This is a genomic window from Bradyrhizobium sp. BLXBL-03 (assembly GCF_051853015.1).
GTDB classification, from domain to species: Bacteria; Pseudomonadota; Alphaproteobacteria; order Rhizobiales; family Xanthobacteraceae; genus Bradyrhizobium; species Bradyrhizobium manausense.
In genome coordinates this window covers 6,515,541-6,537,811 of sequence record NZ_CP182470.1, presented here as the reverse complement: position 1 = coordinate 6,537,811, position 22,271 = coordinate 6,515,541, and the positions used below count along the sequence as shown (strand labels likewise).

Sequence of the window (22,271 nt, the reverse complement as noted above, 5' to 3'; positions counted from 1 at the left end):
GTCGTCGTCGGGTCATGCCTGCTCCGAACACCTTTCCTTGAGACACAGGACCGGGAGCGGGTCGTTACGTACGCCCGGCGAATTTACCCTGGTGCCAAAGTCTTCGAACGCAGCTGATCTCAAGCGACGCACTCGAGCGGATGCTGTCTGATGCTTGAGGATTGGCAGGTGCCTTCGCGTGGAACCACTCGGCTCACTATTTAGAGCGCGTCTGGCGAGCGTTCCGATCCGGTCACCGTTGGATGGCTATTGTTGTGTCGAGATTTAATCGTGAAATGTCCCGACACAAGTGTCCAGGCGAGATCAAGGAGCGACGCTCTCACGTAATCGGCGGAGCTGCGACCGGAGCCGTTCGCAACTCAATTCCCTCTCGAAATTGGTGATCGCCGGAAGTGTAGGTTCAGCGCGCAGGCTCTGCAACCGCGCCATGTCGCGGGTGCAGGTATCTTCGGCGCGGACATCCTCATTTCGTACCTGCTGCTTCGCAGCCGCTTGGGGCGCCGCATTTCCATCAGAAGGCAAAGCGCCAGTGCTAACAATACTCTCAAATAGACGCTGTATCTGTGGACGCAGCCGCGTGCAAGCGACCTCGCGTTGGAAGTTGATGATCTCGTTCGGCACAGGGGTGGCGCGCAGACGTGCCAGCCTCGCTTCGTCGCGGACACAGGGGTCCGTGGTTTCGGAGGGCGGCTGCGCGGGAAGCGGCGCGCTTGGAGGCGCTGGATTGACAACGACCGGCTTAGGTAACGCCGGCACCGAAACCGGCGGAGCGGGCGGCGGCACCGGCGGTACATTTGTTGTAACAAACTGCGGCACCAGGGCGATAGTGGCGCCGCCGAGAGAACCATAGATGAACGGCTCCTGCCGTCCACCGGTCATAGTGATGACCTCATCGCGCACGCGGCCTAGCGCGATCCGAATGTCGACACCGGGCTCGGCAAGGTGCCGGAGCAGCGCGGTTGCATAAGGGCTGTTCACGCCGTCGCCGTCATAGGAAATCGAGCCTGCCTTCGCCGCGAAGGCCACCAGCGTGTCGGCGCTGATTTCATCAAGCTTCGCGAGACCGCCTCTTGTCGGCGAGCGGCTTGCGGACCGCAACTTGGCCGCAAACGGGTTGTCGCGGCATGCGTCGAGCAGTATCAAACGCAGGCGGCGTACCGGTTGCAGCGCCCAGATGATGCGATCGAGCGCGATAGCCTCGTCGTCGACGTCGTAGTCGTGGCTCAGCTTGGCATCCATCGGTATCAGATAATTCACGCCGCCGATCTCGATGCCGTGGCCGGCGTAATAGACCACTGCCACATCGGCATTCTCTGCAGTAATCAGGAACTCGCGCACAGTGCGTTTGAAGTCGACGACACCGAGATCGTTGCGTGCAATGACGACGTCGAAACCGATAGACTTGAACAGCGTTGCGATCGCTTTGGAGTCGTTGCCGGTGTTGGGCAGCGGCGGTGCGTTCGTATAGGAGGAGATTCCGACCACCAGCGCGACCCGACGCTCCGCTGCGGCCCCATCGGCGAACATCGCGCTGATGACGAGGCAGAGGACGTAGATCAAGAGCCGGCGCGGTTTCATCGTTGCATCAATATCCGTAACTCCGCCAAGAGCGATGGCGCTGCTTACGCTTTTTCGGCGGCTGGCCGTTCTCCGTCACAGTGACGTTGATGACATCTGAGAACACCGCTGGATCATGCGGCACGTGGGTATAGTCGGCGAACAGAAGGCGCAGCTTGTGCTGGCCGATCGGGAGCATGATCTTCGCTTCGGTCTGGCCAGCGCCGAAGTGCAGGTGGTTGAAGTCGCTTGGGATTGGTTGGTCGAGTGGAGGCAACTCGGCGTCCACGAGCAAATGATGATGTCCCGTGTTGGGTTTGTCGAAGCCCGCCGGCGCCACGCCCATGTTCAACAAACCGAAGCGGATAACCGGGTTCGGAGAAATATAGGAGCCGTTCTTTGGATAGATGAAATAGACCTTCGCGTCCTTCGGCGAGGAACGACGTCCACCCACCGCAGGGGTGGCCTGCGCCACCGCCGGCCCGGTTTGGTCAGTAACCTTGACCTTGATCCGCTCGGAGATCACCGGCGGCGAATGCGGGACGTGATTCTTGTCGGCGAACACCAGCTGCAAAGTGTGCTCACCGGGGGGCAGCGAAATCTCTGCCTCGGTCTGTCCAGCCCCGAAATGGAGGTGCTGGAAGTCGTTAGGAATTTCAGCGTCCAGCGCGGGCGTTGGCGAGTCGACGATCAAATGATGGTGACCGCTGTTGGCGCGGTCCGAACCTGCCGGGGCTACGCCCATACCGTGCAGGCCAAAGTGTAGAGTGGTCTTGCTTGGCAGTGTGTCGCCATCCTTCAAGCCGATGAAATAGACGGCCGCCCCGGGCGGCGAGGGCGTTGGGCCGCTCGTCTGGGCTTGAGCCTGTGCGGCGTGCCAGTGCATCAAGCCGCCAATAAATGGAACCAGAACCGCTATGAGCAAACGTTGCATCATCGCAATCTTCCCAATGGATAGACCACAATCTGGACCGCAAGAGCCGCGGGAATCTGAAATAGCTGCAACTATCGATAATAGGCCCGTCCTATCGCCATACAGAACGGGGATGAAACGATAACCCTTTGCTCGCCAATGTAAACCACAATCGAGCGGGGCGACTGTCGCCTTGCCGGTCGCAGCCGAATGAAGCATTCTATGCGGCATTGAATGTGACGTATGCATACTCCTGATCGTTTGAGCCGACCGGAGATCACAAGATGAAATCCGCCGTCTTGTCTGTGATTTTTCTCACAGCACTATTTGCAAGTAGTGCGGCAATTGCCCAGCGAGGGCTAAGCAGCGGCCCACCTGGCGACCCATCATCCGCGCCATCCGACACCAGAGTAGCTCAACAACAGGGCGCCAGTCTGGATCCTGGAGAGTTGTTTCGCGATTGCGATAATTGCCCTGAGCTCGTGGTTGTGCCTCCGGCAGACTTTGTGATGGGATCCAATGACACGCCCTATGAGAAGCCCGAGCACCTGATCAGCATTCGCAAGCCCTTCGCGATCGGGCGCCGCGAGGTGACGTTCGCGCAGTGGGACTCGTGTGCCGATGCTGGCGCCTGCAAAGTGCGTCCCGAGGATCACGGCTGGGGTCGCGGTGACCGTCCGGTTATCAACGTCAGCTGGGAAGATACGAAGCTGTACGTCGCCTGGCTGTCGCAGAAGACCGGACAGAAATACCGTCTGCCCAGCGAAGCGGAGTGGGAGTATGCCGCGCGCGCGGGGACCAGAACGCCATTCTGGTGGGGCAAAGAGGCCGGCGCGGGTCATGCGCAGTGCGACGGGTGCGGAAGTCCAATCAAGCAGCAGGTCGTGCCAACGGGCTCTTTTCGGCCAAATGGATTTGGGCTCTACGACACTTCTGGCAATGCTGCGGAATGGGTCGAGGATTGCTGGAATGATTCCTATCGCAATGCGCCCAAGGACGCGTTGCCTTGGACGTCGGGCGACTGCCGCCTGCGGGTGCTGCGCGGGGGCAACTTCCTCAGCAAGGCCAGCGACGTCCGATCTTCGGCGCGATTTCGCTACGACGTTGACGTGCGCTACTATGCCAACGGATTTCGTGTCGTGCGGGAGTTGCCGTAATCATGCCGCGGACGGAAACGATGCGCGCGATCGTCGGAGCAATACTGGTGTTGTTTGCTGCAGCCCCTGCCGCCCGGGGGCAGTCCTACTCTGCCAGCGGGCAAATCGGCTATCTGCACGAATGGGAAATAACGGGTAATCTCGCGAAAACGGTTACGAGTCCAGGTACTGAATATTCAGGGACGGTCACGCTGCGCCACGTCGGCCTATGCAGCGTCAATGGCGTAGAGCAAAAGCAGGCTCGTTTGCAGCTGAAAGTGTCCTCCGGGCGGCTGGAAGGCGTATTGATCATGGAAGAGGATCGATGCCGCATCGTCGCATCCGGATCATCAGGTTCGGGGCAGCTGACCTGCGGCAGGGGACAAGACGTTCCGATCAATCTTCTGATCGGCAAAGCGGTTGAGATCGAGGCGGCTGATCGCGCGCGACTTTAGAGCGCAACGATTCCTGTCCTAAGCGCTGCTTGCTCGCCGCGCGACTGTCTGCGACGACTATAATACCGGCGACCGCGCCAACACACGCTGCTGCGGCCGCGACTGGCTTGGCCGCTCCGCCGCATCCGCAAACTCCATTGGAGAGGAGTGCACGGTTCCGGGAGGCAAGAGCTTTACGTGGTCTTTCCCAAATGTGCCGTTGGAGCCGCAGGCTGTTCTAGAGATCGTCTCTGCGCTGTGACGGAAGTGCCTCTCGGCGAATATCGCTCCGACGAAGGCACGCCGGACGATTGCTGCCGTGACCGCGTTCACCACCTGACAAAGAAGTATCAATGATTGTAGCTCTGGCAGCATAGCACTCTCTCAGTGCGGATTGCCGAGCACGAATGCGAACGGCAGAACGAATATCTCGTCGCCGGCCTCATCGCTGACGTGCAGAGCCCACTGACGCCAATCTTCCAGGTTGGCAGCTGCGACCAGAGAGCGCACCCTGCGGGTGGCCTCCTCACACGCTTCGATTAGGTCGGATACGAACGTACCGCGACGATCCATCAGTATCCCCTTTGTGTTCGAGCAATGGAAATAGACCTGGGTCAAGTACGCCTCCTTGCAATATTCGGGTCAGCAAGCCCGACCCTGCATGTCGGAGTCGTACTAGGCCGCAGAGCAGAGTGTCCGTGATCACCCGCACATTGCGCGGTTTGGTGGCCCCGCGGGGCCGTGGTCGGGCACGCCACATATGCAAGGTATGGATCCGACGTCTGCGTTAGGCCAATGGCTGTTGTCAGCCGTGCCTGTTCTGTCAGCAGCCGAAACCTCCGCGGCAGCTGTCGATCGTACGTCGGGTTTGGCTCGGCTGGCGCCGCTGGAAGCGGGCGCATGCCGGCAGAGATTGCAACAGAGCGCGGCATCATGTTGCAGTGCTTGCAAACGCGATGCAAGGAAAAGGCTGGGAGGTTTGGCTAGAATGGTGGCGGGACCGCATTGCCCCGCCATTGACCCACAGAGGGCCGTACGAGCATTTCTATATTGATCGGCTAGTCTAGGTCGTTACCCCGCGGCCATAGATAGAACCCGCCGCCAACTCTGAGTGATAAAGCGGTGGCTTCAGGGTGGTCATAAACGTCACAAAGCACAGCGCTCCGATCGCGAAGATGATAAGACTAAAAAAGCGGTTCAGGTTCATCGGTGTTCCTCGTTGCCTCTCGTTTGGGGTCCAATCATACAGCCCGTGAACCGGAGGATGAAGAGATCGACCCGCTTCTTCCGTGACGCCGCTCACATCGAGAGAATTGCCTCTCTGCCTCCCCTGAGACACGCAGCGGCCATTTGCTTGGCTACCTTCGCGATGGCCATGGGGTGCGTTGCCGCGGCGGCCGCGTGATTTCCGTCACAGATCGAAAAGTCAACCCTCAGTATGGTTCGAGCCACATGTTGTTCATTGCAAACCCTGAGGAGCGAACATGAGTGGAATGCGCGAACTGATCGATACAGAACTCGACACCGTGTGTGGTGGGCATCACGGGCATCATCATGGACATCACGGCCTCTTCAGCTTCGGTAACGTCGGCAATATCGGCCAATTCGGCAATATCGTCATAGAGCAAAACATTGCCGTGCAGATTGGCGTGGCTATCGGCAATAACGCCAGTGTCATACAGCAGCTCGGTCAGCTGAACTTCAGCGCTGTCCACTAAATGGCGGATCCCGAACACTGCTTGCCCGCTCCCGAGGGTGTTCGGTTACGAATTCAATCGAGAATTCTCATGGATACGGTCGCCGTGACTCAAGGCGCTCGAACAGTATCGACCCGGTGTCGATGCCCAACGAGCGTACCTGTTTCTCATTCTGCGAGGCGCCAGTTCGTGTCTATTCCGGTCGCGTCACCGCCCAAGGCTGCGACCGCTTCTGCAACCGCTTCGTTCGCTGGGGGCCTGCGTGCGGAGTTCACGTTCGCGCTTGCCGCGGCCAGTAGTGCCGCTGTCCAGATGATCGAAAGCTCGATTCTCGGCGTAGATCAGCAGTGAGCGCGCATCACCCGGAACAGAGTTCAATCAATGGGACGCGCCATAGGGTGGATTAACGCACAAGTTTCATGCGGTAGTTGCCAATCCGGTTCGCAATAGCGCCCAAGAATTGTCGGGAAGCTCCTGTCTCACCTCAAGGCTCGGTCAATATTTGTTGTCGACCGTGGCTGCAACGCCGATTTAGATCCAAGACCTCGCAATCAGGTGTGGCGGCTAGGCCAACGTCCGGCCGAACAGAAATCGCGAGGCCAGGCTGGTTTTTTCCCATGCCCCCACCGAACTCGGAATGTCGTGGAACGCTTCGCCCTATGGCGAGCTCGCGGCCGTCTCACTGCGCTCGATCAGCTCGTTGCGCAAGATGGGCGTTGGCTCCGCGCTAGATCCTTACGCGTCGTGCCTGAGACAGCTAGAGTCGTTTGAGACATGCGAGAGTCCAGGCCACATGAATCGGAAGCGCCGTGGGAGCAAACAGCGTGGATCCGACGGGCCATATCGTAGCCAAAGCTGACTGCCAGGGGGGCGCGTGATTTTTGTCACAGATAGAAAAACCATCCTTCAGTATCAACACGCATAGTGAGGCACTGGCTTGCTTTGAGCTGGATGTTGTTCACCCGCAACCCTGAGGAGGGATACATGAATGAAGTGCGTGAACTGGTCGATATGGAACTCGAAACCGTATCTGGCGGAGGGCTATTCGACGTGAGCAACTTGTCCGGCAATATCGTCGTACAGCCGCAGATTGCTACGCAGGTTGGTGTTGCCGTCGGCGGCTTCAGCGTCTTCGGCAATGGCGGCAACGCAAACCTCACACAGCTGCTCGCTCAGGCGAACGTCAGCTCGATCGGCTAGGTCTTGCATGCCCGCACACTCCCGGCTGCGCCCGGGAGTGTGCGGGTACAACTTAATCTCCGTCCAGTGCCCGCTGCAAGGTGTTCCGCCATCGGCTGAACGCCCTTAGCCACCAGGGCCGGTCAATCCCGCAACTTAATTCGACACATCCCCCGCCAGGTCTTATGACCTGCTGATCCGGGATATGGCTTTAGCCAGCATTCGAGCTTGTCTCTCCACGCCGCCATGGTCAGCCCTCCAAGAGCCGACCACCCATGAACCATTGATAAATCGGTTCGGAAATCCTTTGCGAACGCCAACCAAATGAGTGCTGGCAACCGTACGGCCGGACGTACAATCAGTCACTGCGGGCAGGTTCGTATCAAGTCAGATTGCCTGACCGCTGAAGCTGACGACGTCGATAGCTATGTACGATACGACATGACTCGTCCTGTCCGATAGGTTCGCAGAAATTGTCCACGTCAGTCTGAGAGGATAACGATCTCTATAGGTCGATGTCCCGCGCCGGCAGTCACAACCGAGCAAGTACTGCGGCGGTGGCCACGACGCCGGTTCGATCGGAGAACTCGACATCAGGAATGGCGCCTAGCCGTCATCCCTGCGAAAGTGCCCATTCGTCTACCCAGCCAGCAATGTCGTTGAAGCGTCTTCCACACGATCTAGTGATGTCATCGGGTTGCAATGCGCTCCGCCAAGCTTGCGGTCGCCGGCCTCGCAAATTCCGCGGGTGATATCGCAGCCAAGGCAGACTGCGTACTAAGTCGTGCGTGATTCTTCTCACAGATAGAAAAACAACCCTCCGGTAAGAACACGGGCAGTGAGGCGCTGGTTTGCTTTGAGCCAGACGTCGATCACAGCAACAAGAGGGAAGTCATGATTGAAGCGTGTGAACTGATCGATATGGAACTCGACGCCGTGTCTGGAGGGTTCTTCGACCTGAGCAATCTGTCCAACAACATCGTCGCGCAGGCGAACACGGCCACGCAGGTTGGTGTGGCTCAGGGCGGCTCCAGCGTCTTCGGTGCCGGTGGTGCCGCTGCCGTCACGCAGCTGCTCGCGCAGTCGAACACCAGTTCGATCGGCTAAGTCACAGATACCAGAGGAGGGAAGTCATGATTGAAGCGTGTGAACTGATCGACATGGAACTCGACGCCGTGTCTGGCGGGTTCTTCGACCTGAGCAATCTGTCCAACAACATCGTCGCGCAGGCGAATACTGCGACGCAGGTTGGTGTGGCTCAGGGCGGCTCCAGCGTCTTCGGCGCCGGTGGTGCCGCTGCCGTCACCCAGCTGCTCGCGCAGGGGAATACCAGTTCGATCGGCTAAGTCACCAATACCCGCACACTCCTTGCTCCCGGGGGTGTGCGGGTACTCATTTCAATCGAGAACTCTCATGGACACAAGCAGCCCTGATAACGAGAGCGGTGGATCTGGCAGAACCACACGATGCGCGGTTTGTGATCGCAAGTTTGGACTCGTCCGGCACTATTCGTGGCGCATCCCTTTATGCTCCAAGAAGTGCGTCAATCGCTACAGAGTTCGCCAGGCGAGTGATGGAAACTGGCTATACTGGCTTCTCACTTTAGACCAGCCGCCAGAGATCCGAGCGAGGGCTTGATGGCTTCCCAGATTTCACAACGAGGCAGGGAATACCGACAAATAGCACAGAGCTTGCTCCACGCTGTCAAAACCATGACCGACCGTACGATTGCCGCCCAGCTCAAGGCTCTCGCCGACGACTACGAGCGACGGGCCGAGAAAGCTTCGCATGATGGTGCGGCCAAAACGATCACGCGATCGGCCGCCAGTGCTGAACGCGAGTGGCGCACATGACCAAACGGGCGATTCATAGCCATCCTGCGGAAGAAACGGGGCCGAGGACGACAGTTTTCACAACCCAAGGCCACTCGGGTGAGTACTTGGCTGGTAGGGTGCTTGGGAATCCAAGCCTGACTACGCTTGGCCTGGAGGCGCGGCATAGAGCCCGCGGAGTCGCGCTGCAACGGCGGCGGAAAGAACATGAATGCGCTGTACTTATCTAGTTGATCGCTGCTGGTAGGACATGAGTGGCTCGATTTAGCAGGAAGCTGCTTACTCATCGCTTTAGGCTTCCGCGTCGCGAATGGCCAGATGATGGCCGGCGACCGCCCGTGTGAGAATTCTCTCCGAGCTCTGAAAGAAGACTCTTTCTGCCGCGTGCAGCGCTCGACGCGATTGCCGATGCACCGCCCTGAACGTTGAGGGTGAGCACGTGTTAACGCAATCAGGATTGCCAACCTCGGGAGTTTGGTGCTGTCCGTCTTTAGGCATCCCGATTTAGCTGCGGGTCGCTTCTCGAGTGCGTCAGTCTCACGATCGGGGTGAGTCGCTCAGACCTATGAAGGCCTGCGGCCAGTGTCGAGGCTGGTTCGGATGGTCGCACCATGGCACTGCGACGCTCGAAGCAAATTCGCTCGCCAACTTCGGTGGTGTGTCGTCTAAAGAGCCGGTGCGGGGGCGGCCTATCAGTGGTGTTATTTCTCGCCGCGGCTGCCGGCGCTCGCTGGGCGCGACGTTGCACCAGGCGATTCGTGGAGCAGCCCAACGTGCCATTCAAAGCTGCGTGATAGCCGGCTACCGCTCACAGACGGGTCGGAGGAGTGCAGCTTCAGCAATCAAACGTCACGCGACCCTTCCTTCGCATAACTCCGGGGCGCGTGGTGCCGGGTTACGAAGCCCATCGCGAACCGAAGCAGTTGCGGACTAACAAGCTAAGTCCAACGGGTAGTCAGAGCAGGGATGACCGAGTAGTCCATTTCCGCAGCTCCATGGTCGGACAACAACAAGAAGCATCTCAAGCCAAGGCAGACTGCGAAGTCGTGCGTGATTCTTCTCACAGATAGAAAAACAACCCTCCGGTAAGAACACGGGCAGTGAGGCGCTGGTTTGCTTTGAGCCAGACGTCGATCACAGCAACAAGAGGGAAGTCATGATTGAAGCGTGTGAACTGATCGATATGGAACTCGACGCCGTGTCTGGAGGGTTCTTCGACCTGAGCAATCTGTCCAACAACATCGTCGCGCAGGCGAACACGGCCACGCAGGTTGGTGTGGCTCAGGGCGGCTCCAGCGTCTTCGGTGCCGGTGGTGCCGCTGCCGTCACGCAGCTGCTCGCGCAGTCGAACACCAGTTCGATCGGCTAAGTCACAGATACCAGAGGAGGGAAGTCATGATTGAAGCGTGTGAACTGATCGACATGGAACTCGACGCCGTGTCTGGCGGGTTCTTCGACCTGAGCAATCTGTCCAACAACATCGTCGCGCAGGCGAACTCTGCGACGCAGGTTGGTGTGGCTCAGGGCGGCTCCAGCGTCTTCGGCGCCGGTGGTGCCGCTGCCGCCACGCAGCTGCTCGCGCAGTCGAACACCAGTTCGATCGGCTAAGTTACCAATACCCGCACACTCCATGGTTGCTTCCGGGGGTGTGCGGGGACTCTTTTCAATCGAGAACTCTCATGGACACAAGCATGCTCGCGCAATGCGGAAAGAGGCCGCGACACGGTGTCGATGCCCAACGAGCGTACTCGTGTCCACCTGCCGAGAGATCCACGGGCAATGACCCGGCCTAGCGATGCGTCCGGATTATCGTCTCCGTCGCCGTTAGACTAGCGTTGAGCCGATTCGAGCAACTGCCGCTTGGCAAAATCCGCAAACGGCCCAGGCTCGTTCATGAGCTCCGCGTAGCTTCCCGCTTGCACCACCTTGCCGCGCGACAGCATGACAATACGATCCGCATTGCGCACGGTGCTGAGGCGATGCGCAATCACAATCCTCGTAATGCTCAAGCGTTCCAGCGAGGTGCCGACGATGCTTTGGGTTTGGTTGTCGAGTGCGCTGGTTGCCTCATCAAACAGAAGAACCCGTGGTGAGCGCGCAAGAGCGCGGGCGATCAATAGTCGCTGCTGCTGACCGCCTGATAGCGTAGTCACGCCTTCAGCAACCAGCGTATGCATGCCCATCGGCATCTGCGCAATGTCGGCATCCAGCGCCGCCAGTCGGGCGGCCTCCCAGGCCTTCTCCAGCGGCAGATCAACGCCGCCGCAAATGTTGTCGTAAAGGCTTCCGGTTGCGAGCTTGGTATCTTGCAGCACTACGCCAAGCTGCCGGCGCACGGCGCTGATGTCGAGCGTGTTGAGGGCCTTGCCATCGTAAAACACCGTGCCAGCTTCCGCTCGCTCAAAACCGAGCAGCAAACGAAAGAGCGACGATTTCCCGCTGCCTGAGGGACCGACGATCGCGACGTAGTCACCCGGCGCAATGCTTAGGCTGACGTCATCCAGAACCTTCGGCCCGCCCTTCATATAGCGGAAGACTATGCCGGAAAGTTCAATCTCTCCGGTGAGTTCTCCGGGCGATCGGCGTTCTTCGGAGATCTCGGCAGGAGTGGAAATCACGGGCTTCAGGCGGCTGAGGTGAGGAATGGCCACTAGGGACTCGCTGACGCTCGAGGCCCAACTGCCGATCGCGGCCGTTGTCTGTCCGAAGGCTGCCAGAAAGCCGAGAAATGCGCCGAGGTCGAGTAGGATATGACTCTTTGTGTAGGAAGCAAGCGCAAAGATGGTCAACGTCGCCAGCATCGGAAAAGCGGTGTCAAAGGTGCTCAGCGCGTTGGCCGCTTGCTGCGAGGCGATGAAATACCGCCTCTGTACGGCAAATTGTTGCGACCAGCGCGCTAACGCGCGCACCGTTGCGCCGGCCACGCGAAGCTTGCCCACTCCCGCAATCAATTGCAGTACAAAGCCGCTGGCCTTGCCTTGCAGGTTGAACTGCTTGGTTTCGTAGTAGAGTCGCAAGGCGCTCGCGGCTAGAATTGCCGCCGCTCTAACCATAGTGAGCAGCAGTGCAATGCTTCCCAGTCGGAGGTCATAGTAAAGCATCAGCCCAATGCTGAAGAAACAAAAGAACGAGGCCGTAAAGCCGCCCAGCACACGTCCGGTGAAGATCCGGCGCGTGGCGTCGATGCCCATGGCGCGATCGACCAAATCGCCGCTGGTATATTCGCGAAACAGGGAGGTTGGTAGGCGAAGCAATCGGTCGATCAGCGCGGCCTGAAGCTTGTAGTCGAGCAGACCTTCGAGCCTTAACGTGACCCGTCCTTGCATGACCTGTAGGCTTGCGATCGCCACAGCGGTGACCGTCAGCGCAAGCGCACAAACAACGAGTTGGTCGATCTCGGTTCGCGGGATAACCGAATTCACCAAGACATTGGTGATCAGTGGCGGCATCAGCGAGAGCAGGCCGATTACCATAACAGCCAACGCGATGCGCGCTATGATGTCGGAAACGCCTCGCATCGCAAAGGCAAGCAAATCGCGATATTGGAGCGGGTGGGACGGCAACGCCGGATAGAAAGTGATGGCCTCCGGCTTGAGCTCACCCGCAACGGAGCGATCGACCAAGCGGCGACTTCCACTCTTTGGGTCGAACATCGTGTAAGTGTTCGCACGCTTGCGCACCAGAGCCACTGGAGTGCGTTCGGCTCCGTGCCAACCGAGGAGCGGTCCAGCATCGGTCGTCCACCAGGCATCGCGCAGAAGCACACGGCGGGTCCGCAACTGGGCTGTGCGAGCGATCTCCAGAATGTCGCTGAAGGCTTGTCTTGTGGGTTGAGCGCGCTGCGAAAGTGCAACCGGTATTCCCAGTTCTTCTCCGACAACCCGGCAACTGCAAAGCAGCGGGTCTGCCGGATCCCATTCGGATTGCGCGCGATCGGCTTTCTTGACCACGACATCGGCGAGCCGCTCAAACGAGTCGAGCGTTTGCGACACAGTGAGTTCGTCGCGGCGGAGCAGGCGTTCCCGCTCTCGAATGAGGCCCTCTGCCAGGCTGCGCTCAAGATGGGAAATGAATGCAATCTGGAATCGGTCAATGGCGGGCCAGAGAACCAGGGTATCTGGCGGGTTCGGGTCGAGACGCAATTTGCACCCATGCTGGCCAGCTTCCACCCACATCCCAGCGGTCAAAGGGAAGGGAGGCTGCCCGGGAGCGAAGCTCGAGCCGAGGTCCATGACGTTTGCAGTCCCGGTGTCGAGGTGTGCCCACACGAGGTCCCGCATCGGACCACGACGTCGCTCGCCTGGCGGCAGCTCAATCGCCTCGCCGCTCACCAACTCGGAGATGGCTTCGTTTGCCGCCGAGCGGACCATGAACACCGCCAATTGGGCGATCCAGCTAGACACAGAGCCAAATGACGCTGCGCTGCGCGGCACCTCCAAAAGCGCATTCCCAGGCGGGCCGACAGCGATGATTTGCAGTCGGCTGCCCGAGGTTTCGCAGGCATTGTGCAAGTCCAGAATGCATCCGCCGTTTTCGACACGAAACAAATGCTGGCGCGTGCCTGTCGGCCGAACTGCAAACAAATCGACGTGACCGGCTGCCACTTGAAGAACATGTTGGTGGTCGCTGAGAAGCATTGGGCGACGCGCATCGAGCGAAGTCCGGTGCGGAAGACCGATCGGCGCCTCGGGTTGTTGCCCAACGAAATTGTCTCTGACAAATCGATCCGTCATTCGCGCGCCACCAGTTTGGCATAGGAGGCCTGAAGCGCAAGAAGCTCCTCATGCGTGCCGCGCTCAACGATGCGACCGCGTTCAAGCACGACGATTTCGTCGCAATCGCGTATCGTGCTCAGGCGGTGGGCGATGATGATGCAGGTGCAGCCGCGGCGCCGCAGGTTGTCGTCGATGGATTTTTCCGTAACCGGATCAAGTGCAGCCGTCGCTTCATCCAAGACAAGGATCGAGGGATTGCAAACCAGAGCTCGGGCGATTTCGATGCGCTGACGCTGACCCCCGCTGAAGTTCGTGCCGCCCTCGTTTACGTGGCAGTCATAATTGCCTGGTCTCGTCGCAAGGTCTTGATGAATCAGCGCGTCCTTGGCCGCCGTCAGGAGGTGACGCTCATCGGTTGTTGGATCCCAGAGCGTCAAATTGTCTCGTGCCGTTCCCTCGAACAGAAAGACGTCCTGGTCGACATAGGCGACGGAGTTCGCAAAAATGTCCGCAGGGATATCCGTCAGCCTACATCCATCAAAATGAATCTCGCCGGACCAGGGTTTGTACAGTCCGCAGATCAGTTTGCCGAGGGTTGATTTTCCGCTGCCCGACATGCCAACAAGTGCCACGCGTGAACCGGCAGGGATCACCAGCGAAAGATCGGCCAAAAGGGGCGGTTCGAGCACCGAATAGCCGAAGCTGATATTGTGAAGTTCGAGCCGGCCGGTAAGCTTCGGCGGCAAGGCACTCGCATGTGTCGGTGGTTGCGGCGCTAGCGGGTATCGGTAGACATCCTCGAGCCGTTCGAGTGCTCCCTTGATGGTTTGCAATCCACCGAAATAGTTCACGAGGTTGACGAAAGGCTCGGAGAAACTCAAGGCTAGGGATTGGAAGGCCACGAGGCTTCCCAGTGTCAGGGAGCCCTGAATGACCCGCAAGCCTCCGACACCAAGAATCGCTGCGATCATGAGACCCGTGAGCAAGGTCGGGACCATGTCCAATATGATGGCGGAGGCGCCGATCTTCTGTTCGGCGTTGAGGTTCTTAGCCTGAAGACCGGCCCACCGGCCGAAGGCGTCGTCTTCCAACCCACTTGCTTTGATGGTTTCGATAGTTCGCACCATGCTCACGGTTGCCCCGAGCAGCTTTCCCTGATCGAGCGCCAGCCGATAGCTCAGTTCCTGGCGGCGTGAAGCGACAAGGCGCAGGAGAAGAACATTTATCAAAGAGATTGCGACGCAAAGAGTGGTCAGGCTGGCGTCGTAGACGGCCATGGCTGCGGCGAACAAGACCACCGACATCAGGCTGAGCGCATTAGCTGCAATGCCGCTTGAAAGCAGACGGGCGATCTGTTCGTTGGCTGCAATACGACCCGCAATATCGCCTGCGTGGCGTTGGGTGAAGAATTCCAGCGGCAGCATCATGAGGCGCCACAGAAAACGGCTGGTCATCACGACGGCGAGCTTGGTCTGCAGCCGCAATAGCAGCGATTGACGTATGATCGTCAGGACGGCCCGGAGGGTCGCCGTCAGCGCCATGCCGATCAGGAGCGGCACAAGCCAGTTGCGCGTTTGCTGAATCAAAATTTCATCGACAAAGATTTTTGAGAACCCCGCGGCAACAATATTGGGCAGGACCGCGGCGATGCTGACCACAACTAGCAGGGCCACCGCCTGCTTTGAGTGGCGCAGCTCCCGTATGAGCAGGCTTATTCCCTTCGGTTTGCTGCCAACTTTCTCGAAGCTTTCGCCCCGTTCAAACACCAGAACGACGCCGGTGAAGGCGAGGTCAAGCTCGACAAGATCGATCCGCCGACGTCCGCTCGCGGGGTCGTTTATATAGGCGTGCTTCTTGTCAATTCCTTCCAGGACTACGAAATGGTTGAAATTCCAGTGAATGATGCACGGGGTTGGAATCCCGGCGAGCGCCGGTGGTTCGACGCTGTAGCCCTTCGCCGTCAGCCCGTATCGGCGCGCCGCCCTGATGATGTTGCTCGCCTTGCTGCCGTCGCGCGATACGCCGCATGCGATACGAAGCTGCTCCAACGGGATCCACGCACCGTAATAGCCGAGGATAATGCCAAGGGCTGCCGCTCCGCATTCGACGGCTTCCATCTGCAGTAGGATGGGTGTCCGCCGGATGCGTTGCTGCGGCAACCAGCTCGCCATGCGGCTGACGTAGGATTTTGGTCGGCCACGCTCGCTGGGTGGCTGGTTTGGAGAGGGCTTATCCATCAATTCCCGTGAGGTGCTTGAGCAGGGGTATCACCAGATCGATCGGGCGCCGCCGGCGTGTTGTGATCTCGGCCCGCGCCAACGTTCCGCTGGTGAGACGGATGTTCGGCCCCTCGCCAACGGCCCATCTATATCCGGTTGCAGTGGAGGTATCTTCATCGAGTGCAACCATCGCGGCGTAAGGCGCACCGTCGCGCGAGAAGCGTGAAACCAGGCTTTCGTTATGCAGCAGCGCACCCATGCCTTGCGGCGTCATCGGGAAATCAGAGATGCTGACCACCTGGCCTAGCATCATGCCAAATTCCTCGCGCTTCACCGTGCTCGGCTCCAGTTGCACCTGCATGCCAGGCTTAATCTGTTTGCCCCGTTCGGCAGAAACATAGACGACGGCTTGGAGCTTGGTGCCTTCGCTTTCGATCGCAATAACCGGCGTACCGACGGCTAGCACCGAACCGGACGAAATCTTCACTTCCAAAACCCGCCCGTCCATCGGGCTGATAACTTGGGTGTTCTGGCTCAGCTGTTCGGCGGCGGCATTCATTTGCCGCCGGGCCTCGTTGAGCGCAAACTCGGACTGCTGAATTTCGCGCCCGCGCTCCGTTTCCAGATCCGTCTTCTGCGACCGCAGCTTTAAGATCTCGTTCTGGGCGTCAGTACGGCGCTGTTGCGCATCGGTCAGCTCCTGACGTCGCTCTTCCAGATTGCGCCGCGTCGTGTATCCCTTAGCCAGCAGATCCTCCAGATTTTTGACGTCGACGGTCAGATACTCGATACGTTGGCTCGTTGCCTTGATCACCTGTTGCAGGGCGATTTCAAGCTTTGCAAAGTTTTGGCTCTTGGCGGCGAGCTCGCTTGCAGCTTTCGATACCCGGTCGGCGTGTTCCCGCTCGCGTTCATGAAAGACCTCGGTAGCTGCGTCGTGCTTTTGCTGGATCTCGGTCTGAACGATCTGAGCGATGGGTTGGTCCTTCTTGACGTGATCGCCGACCGTAACTGCGACCGACTGCAGCCGTCCGGCTGCGGCGGATACAGCGTCGACGACCTTACCGCCACTGCCAATCAGGATACCCTCGCCTGAGACGCGAGTGGGCACGCGCCCGAAGATGCCCCACAGCACGGCCGCCACGAGCGCAATGCAGAGCACGAGGGTCAGAATCCAGTCAGCGGGCTTGGTAATAACAACGAGATGATCGAGCTGCTCGGGAGACGCAGCCCGGTCAAGGGCCGCGGCGCGAAACGCCCGTTGCGGCCGGTCGGTGATGCTCTTATGCTCCGGCTTTGGGAGCGGTTCAGACGCCGACATGTCTGCACGCAAAGCAAGTGTGAACTGAAGTCGACGTAGCTGATCTTTGCACAAGATCGACCGTCCAACAATAAGGGGCGAGCAGGGAGAGCAGCTGAAATGCACGGGCTGATGGGCACCATGTTGTTTTCGTTCCCAGCGCGAGCGCACCGAAAGATGCTGGCCGCCGGCTTGGGGCTTGCCTTGGTCTCACCCGGTGTGTGCGGTGCGGGCGTCCTGTCCGAGAGCGATTTCCGGCAGGCGGAGAGCCTTAAGCCACTCTTTGCCAACCTCATGAACGACCTTGTTGCAACCGCAAAGCGCCCTGATGTTTCCGGCGGCGACGCCGAGTGTGTCAACTCGACTGTCCGGGAACTTCTGCAAATCTCCGACGAACTCGCAAGCTACGAATATCTGATCACCATGGAGAAAGATCTGACCGACTTCGGTGACAAGAATCCGATGCGGGACATTGTCAAGTTTGCCGTCGACAAGAGCAGCACGATCCTGTCCGGCGAAAGAAAACGATTAGTTCAGATCTCCGAGCGGTGTACCAAATATCCGTTGGGGCAAGGCAAGATTGAGCAGGCCGTAACCGTCATCGACACGACGACAGGCATATTGGATTCCATTCGAGCTCGTCTTTGACGGGCGAAAGGAAGCGCCCGCGCGGTAGGCGATCTCGACGTGCGGAGATGAGAGCGAAGGACCACTTGGAGGTCCCAACGGAGAAAAGCGCGCCCAGGTCGACCAATGAGTAGCCGAGCACCATCGAGAACACCTTGGTGCCACTTTTTGTAAGCTGGGCGGCAAGCTTCCGGCGATGGAGGCCCTGACTGTCTTTAGATCGGCCCGCTGGGCGAGGGGTGTGACCCGACAGACCTTTGCGATGCAAATCCGGATCATGACAAGTTCCCGAAGTTGGATCACCGCGCTCGTCCTGTGGACTGCGGCAGCAGCGTCGACGTCTCGGCGGCTTGCCACCGCTGGTCGCGGGAGTATATTTTGTCAATGGCTATCAGCTCGCCCGATCTGAAAGCGTTTTTGCTTGCCACACCGTTCTTCGGTGGTCTCTCAGACGCGAGTTGCGATCTCTTGGTCTCAATGCAGGTCGAGCGCCGCTTTACGCGTACTACAAGGCCGATATCCGCGCGTATGTGATGGTGATGCAGAATGTCAACCGCGAGCTTTGTCGGCGGCTTCGTCCCGCCGACAATCGCATTGCGGAGTTGCAGATGCTTCACGCGTGTCGGTGACGAAGTGACTGATGACCGGTTTCGGTGCCCAGAACGTGTTTGACCGGTCACAAGAGGTTTATCTAGTACGCTGGAGCTACTGGGAATCGGCTGCTTTGCAGCCTCGTTGATCAACGAGCCAACTGAAGACTCTGCGCATTTGGGTATTCCTTTAGGATGTCGCCTTGAGTCAAAATCGGCGGTTTAGCTTCCCGCAAGGCGCTTCCGGTCTACTCCCCATAAGCCGACGATTTGGGAGCCCGCTCGAACTTCGCGTTCGGGCGCTAACAGCGGAAGCGGCTAGTCCACACGACCGCCTCGTCAGCACGCAAGAAGAGGCGCCGATCAGCACCTGAACGCCCTACCGGCTTACGATTTAGCAATCATGTCGCGCCACGCTTGTGAGTTCGCCGGAATCGTTCGCCGGTTTCGGCCAACGATGACGCAGGAGGAAACAAACGCCGCAAAGTGTCACCTTTCGCCACACAACTCGGCAGATGAAGATTCCGGAATGTCCCTCGGACGACAGCACGAATTCATTCGCAAATACGTAGTAAGGCGTGGAGATGCAGGCCCCCAGGGCGTTTATGTCGCGCACGACGCACGAATTCCAGCAAATGACAACCGCGCGGCCCGGTTGATTGGGATCCGCTCCATTGCTCGACGTTCGATCATCATGGCGAGATCTCCGGGTGAGAAGGCTAGTTCCCATCGCACGATCGCAGCGATTGCGATCGCACTCCCTGAATTTCCGGCCCGCCGAATCGGAAAACAGCAGCATCCGCCACGTTGATTTGCCCAAGGCACGCTAACAAGCAGTCCTGCTGTGATGGTTAACTTGGACTTTTGACATTTCGAAAGCAGGCGGTGAGCTTGCCCGGATGCCGCCTTTGGCTCGCAAATGCGTCCGGCAATCTTGCTCGGCTGGCTCGTTCTGACGACAGCCGACCGTTCTTGACTGGATGGTCTAAAGGGTCTCCCTCCCGATGATCGGCTTGGACCGGGTGACGTCTCCGGTTGTCTGCAAGCGGTCATCGAGCGAGAGGGTTTCTCGCCTGAAAATGCCGGCCTCATCAACTGAGGAAGGTCACTATGATCGACGTCTCAAGTTTCAAAGAGAAACACGCCAAGCGCATACCGTGGAATAAGGGAAAGATAGTCGGCGCAAAAGCCGACGCTCCGTCCGAAGCACGTCTGGGCAATTCGAACCTAGCTCCAAGTCGATGGCCGGATGCGCGATCTGGCGCGCTGTTCAACGTCGCTATCGATAGCAAGCTGCGCGGCTGCGACGTCACAGCCTTGAAGGTCGATGCCGTTGCGGCAGGCGGATATGCGGCCGACCACGCGAAACGCAGGTGACGTCGTGAGCGAAATCCGCAAAACAGGCCCCAGATATCAGTCCGACATAGCCCGTTCCGATCATGGCGATCCGCATGAAAGACCCGCGTCCTGTCTGCCGTAAAGCGTTGGACAATAAGTGTTGCGAGACAAAGTTCAGCCACTTTAACGCCCTCGCCAGACGCTCGGCCGCCTCGGCAAAAGCCGTGACTTGCGCGGTCGGCGCGCCGCTGTTTTTGGCCTCACGCCTGGCCTGCTCGGCAGACGCGTCGAGGGTTTCGGGCAGCGCGCAAAACACGTTCAGCGGCCCCTCAGGTGCCAGTGACCGTTGCTCGGCGGGCCAATCGGGCATTGGGCCCAGGTTTGCCGCGCATTCTAGGAAATCGCGCGCCTGGCCCCGCACCTCGGCCAGCGCCTCGTGCACCTCCACCCAGCGTGGGTGCTGCTCTTGTTGAGCTGGTCTCTGCGCAGGGCTTTGCCGATCTCGTTGAGCCAGGCGCGACACTCGCTTTCTTGGGCGGCTCCGAGGACAAGCGGCGTGGCTTGGATGAGCTCGTAAAATTGCGCATCAGTGAGCGAAAAAATCTGCGCGGGTTTAAGCCGCACCATGCCGATCCGCCCCCATAGGGGATCTACGCGCCTTGGCATCGATGGCCCTTTATCAAAAGATTCGCATAGCGCTGAGCCTAACAATGGCTCGCCAACCAGACCATTGGATTCCGACTCACCCGTACTTGTCCGGTAGCGCATTTCTAACACGTGGTGGCGTGTTGGATTTGCGCGGCGGCCGAAGATGGCGTCGATTTATCGATGTAAGGACTGTTCCCAGGTGCGGGCTATCCGCACAAGCGCCGTCATCTGGTCTCGCACAGCGCACCAAAGATTCTTCGCGAGCGACCCGCCTTCGTCATGGTGGCTGGCGATATTTGACAAGCTATGCCGCAGCATTAGACACAACAGATCCCACGAACGCGGCACGTGCGCTCAGGAGCCGTTGTGGTTCTGGATGTGGATTCGCCAGGGCCTGATCTCATCCAGAGCCGTAGCGTCGTTTCGTTTGCGTCGTGTGCGATTAGTCGGCTGATCGTCCTCACGATGAATGCCGTCGCTGCGCCGCATGTCAGCAAAAGGAAACGACACCTAACGAAACAGTTCGTTAGCTCCTGTGTGCGTTCCCTGCTCACGGCGCGCCAAATCCCTGTTCGCCTGCGGAATTTCCCTGTTCGGTGTTGGGGCCCCCCATCGCGAGACGATTGAATCGGGGGCGTTTTCGTTTGTTTTCACTGTGCGGGGGGCCGGCATTCGCGCGGGTTGTCCCTGTAAAATTCCCTGCAAGCAGGGAATTGATCGCGCCTTTCACAAAGGTTCAATGGCCGGTTGGACAGGAACTATCGCCACTTTCGCGCGGTTGACCTCTTTTCCATGGGAGAAGGTCAATGAACCGAAAGTCTCTTCTTCTTGCTACCGCGTTGTCTCTCGTCGTCGCCGCCCCGGTCCTCGCTCAAGGCGGTGGTGGCGGAGGTGGGGGTGGTGCCGGCGGAGGCGCAGGTGGCGCGGCCGGGTCAGCCGCCAGTTCAGGCGCAGGGACGGGCACATCTAGCAGTGCGAACGGCGGTCCCTCAGCGCCATCCGGTATGGGCACGAACGCGACCACCACGGGCGTGCACACCAACAACTCTCCCACCAATCCGAACGTCCAGCCGCCGACGCCAAATGGGACGGCGCCCGCGACCGGCTCCAGTCAGACCACGCAAAGTGGCACTGATCGATCTGGTATCACAGCAACAAACGGCTCGAATGGCGTCAACGGCCAACAGATGAGCCCCGCCGAGCAGGCAAGGACGGGGGTCAAGACGCTTCCCCAAGACCAAACTCCGGGTGCTGTCAGCGCACCAGGCGTCGGCGTCGGGCACGCGGCGAACGGCCTGCCGATCGGCACTCCCGGCTCCGGGACCAGCAACGTGGATCAAAAGTAAGCCAAGGCCGTTCTCTCGACCAAGAGGCGCGCTACGGCGGGTCCTGTAAGAGCTGCCGGCCCACCGCGTCGAGGGAGGGCACTGCTCTTGCGCGCCTCATTGGGTGATGTTCCCGTCAAGGGTCCGTCGGCGGGCCCGATGGCGAGGTCTGGGCCCGCATCTTCCAGGCGGCGATTGTAAGGTTGCCATCAGGACCATCAACTAGCCTCCCCGAAACAAATCATGGCTTTGTCACATCGGATGGGGCCGCCGACCGAGCTCCAGACATGCGGGGATTTGAAGTCGGCGCTGTTGATGGCGAGGCTCAGCTTGGCTGATATGGGAGGCGCGGCGCAAGACCATGAGCGAAAACTTGCTCGAGATACTCTCCATCTGTTTCTCACCTTTGGCTTTGCAGCTGGCTATGCCAACCGCTATCTGCAGTCCCGCAGGATTCGCCGCCGCCTCGATGCAGCGACGGTGATCCTTCAAACACACGGCTATTTCCTCGATTAAAGCGCCTGGCTTCTTCTGCCTGGCCGTCATCGGTGCGAGGCGAAGCCGACATCAATGTCGAGTCCGCCTGGCGCCATTCTGGAGGCCGCCCTGCGTCCGTATGGCTCGCGCGGTCGTCGCGCCAGCCGATAGGCGACCGCCAACAGGATTGGACCGGATGTCGTAGCGGGCGGCTCACCTGAGGAGGGCCAGCCAGTCCTGCGATGCAGGCAAAGTGCGACCGAGCTTGCGGAGCGCACGGGAGA

18 protein-coding genes and 4 pseudogenes are annotated in these 22,271 nt (G+C 59.3%); 12 read left to right on the top strand and 10 right to left on the bottom strand.

Annotated elements, in window-relative coordinates:
• Window positions 1–303: 303 nt before the first annotated feature.
• Together ACNJX9_RS31255 and ACNJX9_RS31250 are read right to left on the bottom strand one after the other, a co-directional pair.
• On the bottom strand, window positions 304–1,578 hold the full coding sequence (locus tag ACNJX9_RS31255) for a caspase family protein (RefSeq protein ID WP_439405802.1): 1,275 nt from the start codon (window positions 1,576–1,578) through the stop codon (window positions 304–306).
• Window positions 1,579–1,585: 7 nt separating this feature from the next.
• Window positions 1,586–2,494, bottom strand: coding sequence for a DUF4399 domain-containing protein (locus ACNJX9_RS31250; RefSeq protein WP_439405801.1), 909 nt, complete (start codon window positions 2,492–2,494; stop codon window positions 1,586–1,588).
• A gap of 260 nt (window positions 2,495–2,754) precedes the next feature.
• On the opposite strand from ACNJX9_RS31250, the gene ACNJX9_RS31245 reads away from it, so the two are divergent.
• Together ACNJX9_RS31245 and ACNJX9_RS31240 are read left to right on the top strand one after the other, a co-directional pair.
• Complete coding sequence (locus ACNJX9_RS31245) at window positions 2,755–3,627, top strand: formylglycine-generating enzyme family protein (RefSeq protein WP_271597367.1); 873 nt, start codon at window positions 2,755–2,757, stop codon at window positions 3,625–3,627.
• A 20-nt stretch (window positions 3,628–3,647) separates the two neighbouring features.
• The gene (locus tag ACNJX9_RS31240; RefSeq protein WP_439405800.1) at window positions 3,648–4,061 is read left to right on the top strand and encodes a hypothetical protein; all 414 of its coding nucleotides are present in this window, start codon (window positions 3,648–3,650) and stop codon (window positions 4,059–4,061) included.
• Between the two features lie 363 nt (window positions 4,062–4,424).
• On the opposite strand, the gene ACNJX9_RS31235 is transcribed toward ACNJX9_RS31240, so the two are convergent.
• The 3 genes from ACNJX9_RS31235 to ACNJX9_RS31225 all read right to left on the bottom strand — a co-directional run bounded on the left by ACNJX9_RS31235 (window position 4,425) and on the right by ACNJX9_RS31225 (window position 5,776).
• Complete coding sequence (locus ACNJX9_RS31235; RefSeq protein WP_439405799.1) at window positions 4,425–4,658, bottom strand: DUF6894 family protein; 234 nt, start codon at window positions 4,656–4,658, stop codon at window positions 4,425–4,427.
• A 445-nt stretch (window positions 4,659–5,103) separates the two neighbouring features.
• Window positions 5,104–5,247, bottom strand: coding sequence for a hypothetical protein (locus ACNJX9_RS31230; RefSeq protein WP_439405797.1), 144 nt, complete (start codon window positions 5,245–5,247; stop codon window positions 5,104–5,106).
• A gap of 226 nt (window positions 5,248–5,473) precedes the next feature.
• Complete coding sequence (locus ACNJX9_RS31225; RefSeq protein WP_439405796.1) at window positions 5,474–5,776, bottom strand: hypothetical protein; 303 nt, start codon at window positions 5,774–5,776, stop codon at window positions 5,474–5,476.
• A 945-nt stretch (window positions 5,777–6,721) separates the two neighbouring features.
• Here ACNJX9_RS31225 and ACNJX9_RS31220 point away from each other — a divergent pair.
• Window positions 6,722–6,937, top strand: a complete 216-nt coding sequence (locus ACNJX9_RS31220) for a hypothetical protein (protein ID WP_271597587.1) — start codon at window positions 6,722–6,724, stop codon at window positions 6,935–6,937.
• Window positions 6,938–7,014: 77 nt separating this feature from the next.
• On the opposite strand, the pseudogene ACNJX9_RS31215 reads toward ACNJX9_RS31220, so the two are convergent.
• Window positions 7,015–7,200 (bottom strand): annotated as a pseudogene (locus ACNJX9_RS31215) (IS701 family transposase); the annotation flags it as partial.
• Window positions 7,201–7,810: 610 nt separating this feature from the next.
• Between ACNJX9_RS31215 and ACNJX9_RS31210 the strand changes: the two are divergent.
• From ACNJX9_RS31210 to ACNJX9_RS31190, 5 genes are all read left to right on the top strand, one after another.
• A complete protein-coding gene (locus ACNJX9_RS31210; protein ID WP_129146102.1) occupies window positions 7,811–8,023 on the top strand; it encodes a hypothetical protein in 213 nt (70 codons plus the stop codon).
• 26 nt (window positions 8,024–8,049) lie between these two features.
• The gene (locus ACNJX9_RS31205; protein ID WP_439405794.1) at window positions 8,050–8,262 is read left to right on the top strand and encodes a hypothetical protein; all 213 of its coding nucleotides are present in this window, start codon (window positions 8,050–8,052) and stop codon (window positions 8,260–8,262) included.
• Between the two features lie 291 nt (window positions 8,263–8,553).
• On the top strand, window positions 8,554–8,769 hold the full coding sequence (locus ACNJX9_RS31200) for a hypothetical protein (RefSeq protein WP_271597269.1): 216 nt from the start codon (window positions 8,554–8,556) through the stop codon (window positions 8,767–8,769).
• 1,135 nt (window positions 8,770–9,904) lie between these two features.
• Window positions 9,905–10,117 carry a hypothetical protein gene (locus tag ACNJX9_RS31195; RefSeq protein WP_129146102.1) on the top strand — a complete coding sequence of 71 codons (213 nt, stop codon included), beginning with the start codon at window positions 9,905–9,907 and terminating at the stop codon, window positions 10,115–10,117.
• A 26-nt stretch (window positions 10,118–10,143) separates the two neighbouring features.
• Window positions 10,144–10,356 (top strand): hypothetical protein, encoded by a 213-nt coding sequence (locus tag ACNJX9_RS31190; protein ID WP_439405792.1) that lies wholly within the window; start codon window positions 10,144–10,146, stop codon window positions 10,354–10,356.
• A gap of 221 nt (window positions 10,357–10,577) precedes the next feature.
• Here ACNJX9_RS31190 and ACNJX9_RS31185 read toward each other — a convergent pair whose 3' ends face one another.
• The 3 genes from ACNJX9_RS31185 to ACNJX9_RS31175 are packed head-to-tail and all read right to left on the bottom strand — an operon-like array spanning window position 10,578 to window position 17,003.
• Window positions 10,578–13,481 (bottom strand): NHLP bacteriocin export ABC transporter permease/ATPase subunit, encoded by a 2,904-nt coding sequence (locus tag ACNJX9_RS31185; protein WP_439405791.1) that lies wholly within the window; start codon window positions 13,479–13,481, stop codon window positions 10,578–10,580.
• A complete protein-coding gene (locus ACNJX9_RS31180; protein WP_439405789.1) occupies window positions 13,478–15,634 on the bottom strand; it encodes an NHLP family bacteriocin export ABC transporter peptidase/permease/ATPase subunit in 2,157 nt (718 codons plus the stop codon). The genes ACNJX9_RS31185 and ACNJX9_RS31180 overlap by 4 nt, the downstream gene beginning before the upstream one ends.
• Window positions 15,635–15,692: 58 nt before the next feature.
• A complete protein-coding gene (locus ACNJX9_RS31175; RefSeq protein ID WP_271597543.1) occupies window positions 15,693–17,003 on the bottom strand; it encodes an NHLP bacteriocin system secretion protein in 1,311 nt (436 codons plus the stop codon).
• A gap of 99 nt (window positions 17,004–17,102) precedes the next feature.
• Here ACNJX9_RS31175 and ACNJX9_RS31170 point away from each other — a divergent pair, with 99 nt between their 5' ends.
• The 3 genes and pseudogenes from ACNJX9_RS31170 to ACNJX9_RS31160 form a co-directional block, all read left to right on the top strand.
• Entirely contained in the window at window positions 17,103–17,630 is a 528-nt protein-coding gene (locus tag ACNJX9_RS31170; RefSeq protein WP_439405787.1) for a hypothetical protein, read from the top strand.
• A gap of 363 nt (window positions 17,631–17,993) precedes the next feature.
• Window positions 17,994–18,238 (top strand): annotated as a pseudogene (locus ACNJX9_RS31165) (hypothetical protein).
• Window positions 18,239–19,309: 1,071 nt separating this feature from the next.
• Window positions 19,310–19,543: pseudogene (locus ACNJX9_RS31160) on the top strand (tyrosine-type recombinase/integrase); the annotation flags it as partial.
• Between the two features lies 1 nt (window position 19,544).
• Here ACNJX9_RS31160 and ACNJX9_RS31155 read toward each other — a convergent pair.
• Window positions 19,545–19,652 (bottom strand): annotated as a pseudogene (locus tag ACNJX9_RS31155) (NAD-binding protein); the annotation flags it as partial.
• A gap of 2,101 nt (window positions 19,653–21,753) precedes the next feature.
• Here ACNJX9_RS31155 and ACNJX9_RS31150 point away from each other — a divergent pair.
• Window positions 21,754–22,026 carry a hypothetical protein gene (locus ACNJX9_RS31150; RefSeq protein ID WP_439405786.1) on the top strand — a complete coding sequence of 91 codons (273 nt, stop codon included), beginning with the start codon at window positions 21,754–21,756 and terminating at the stop codon, window positions 22,024–22,026.
• The last annotated feature ends 245 nt before the right edge of the window (window positions 22,027–22,271 follow it).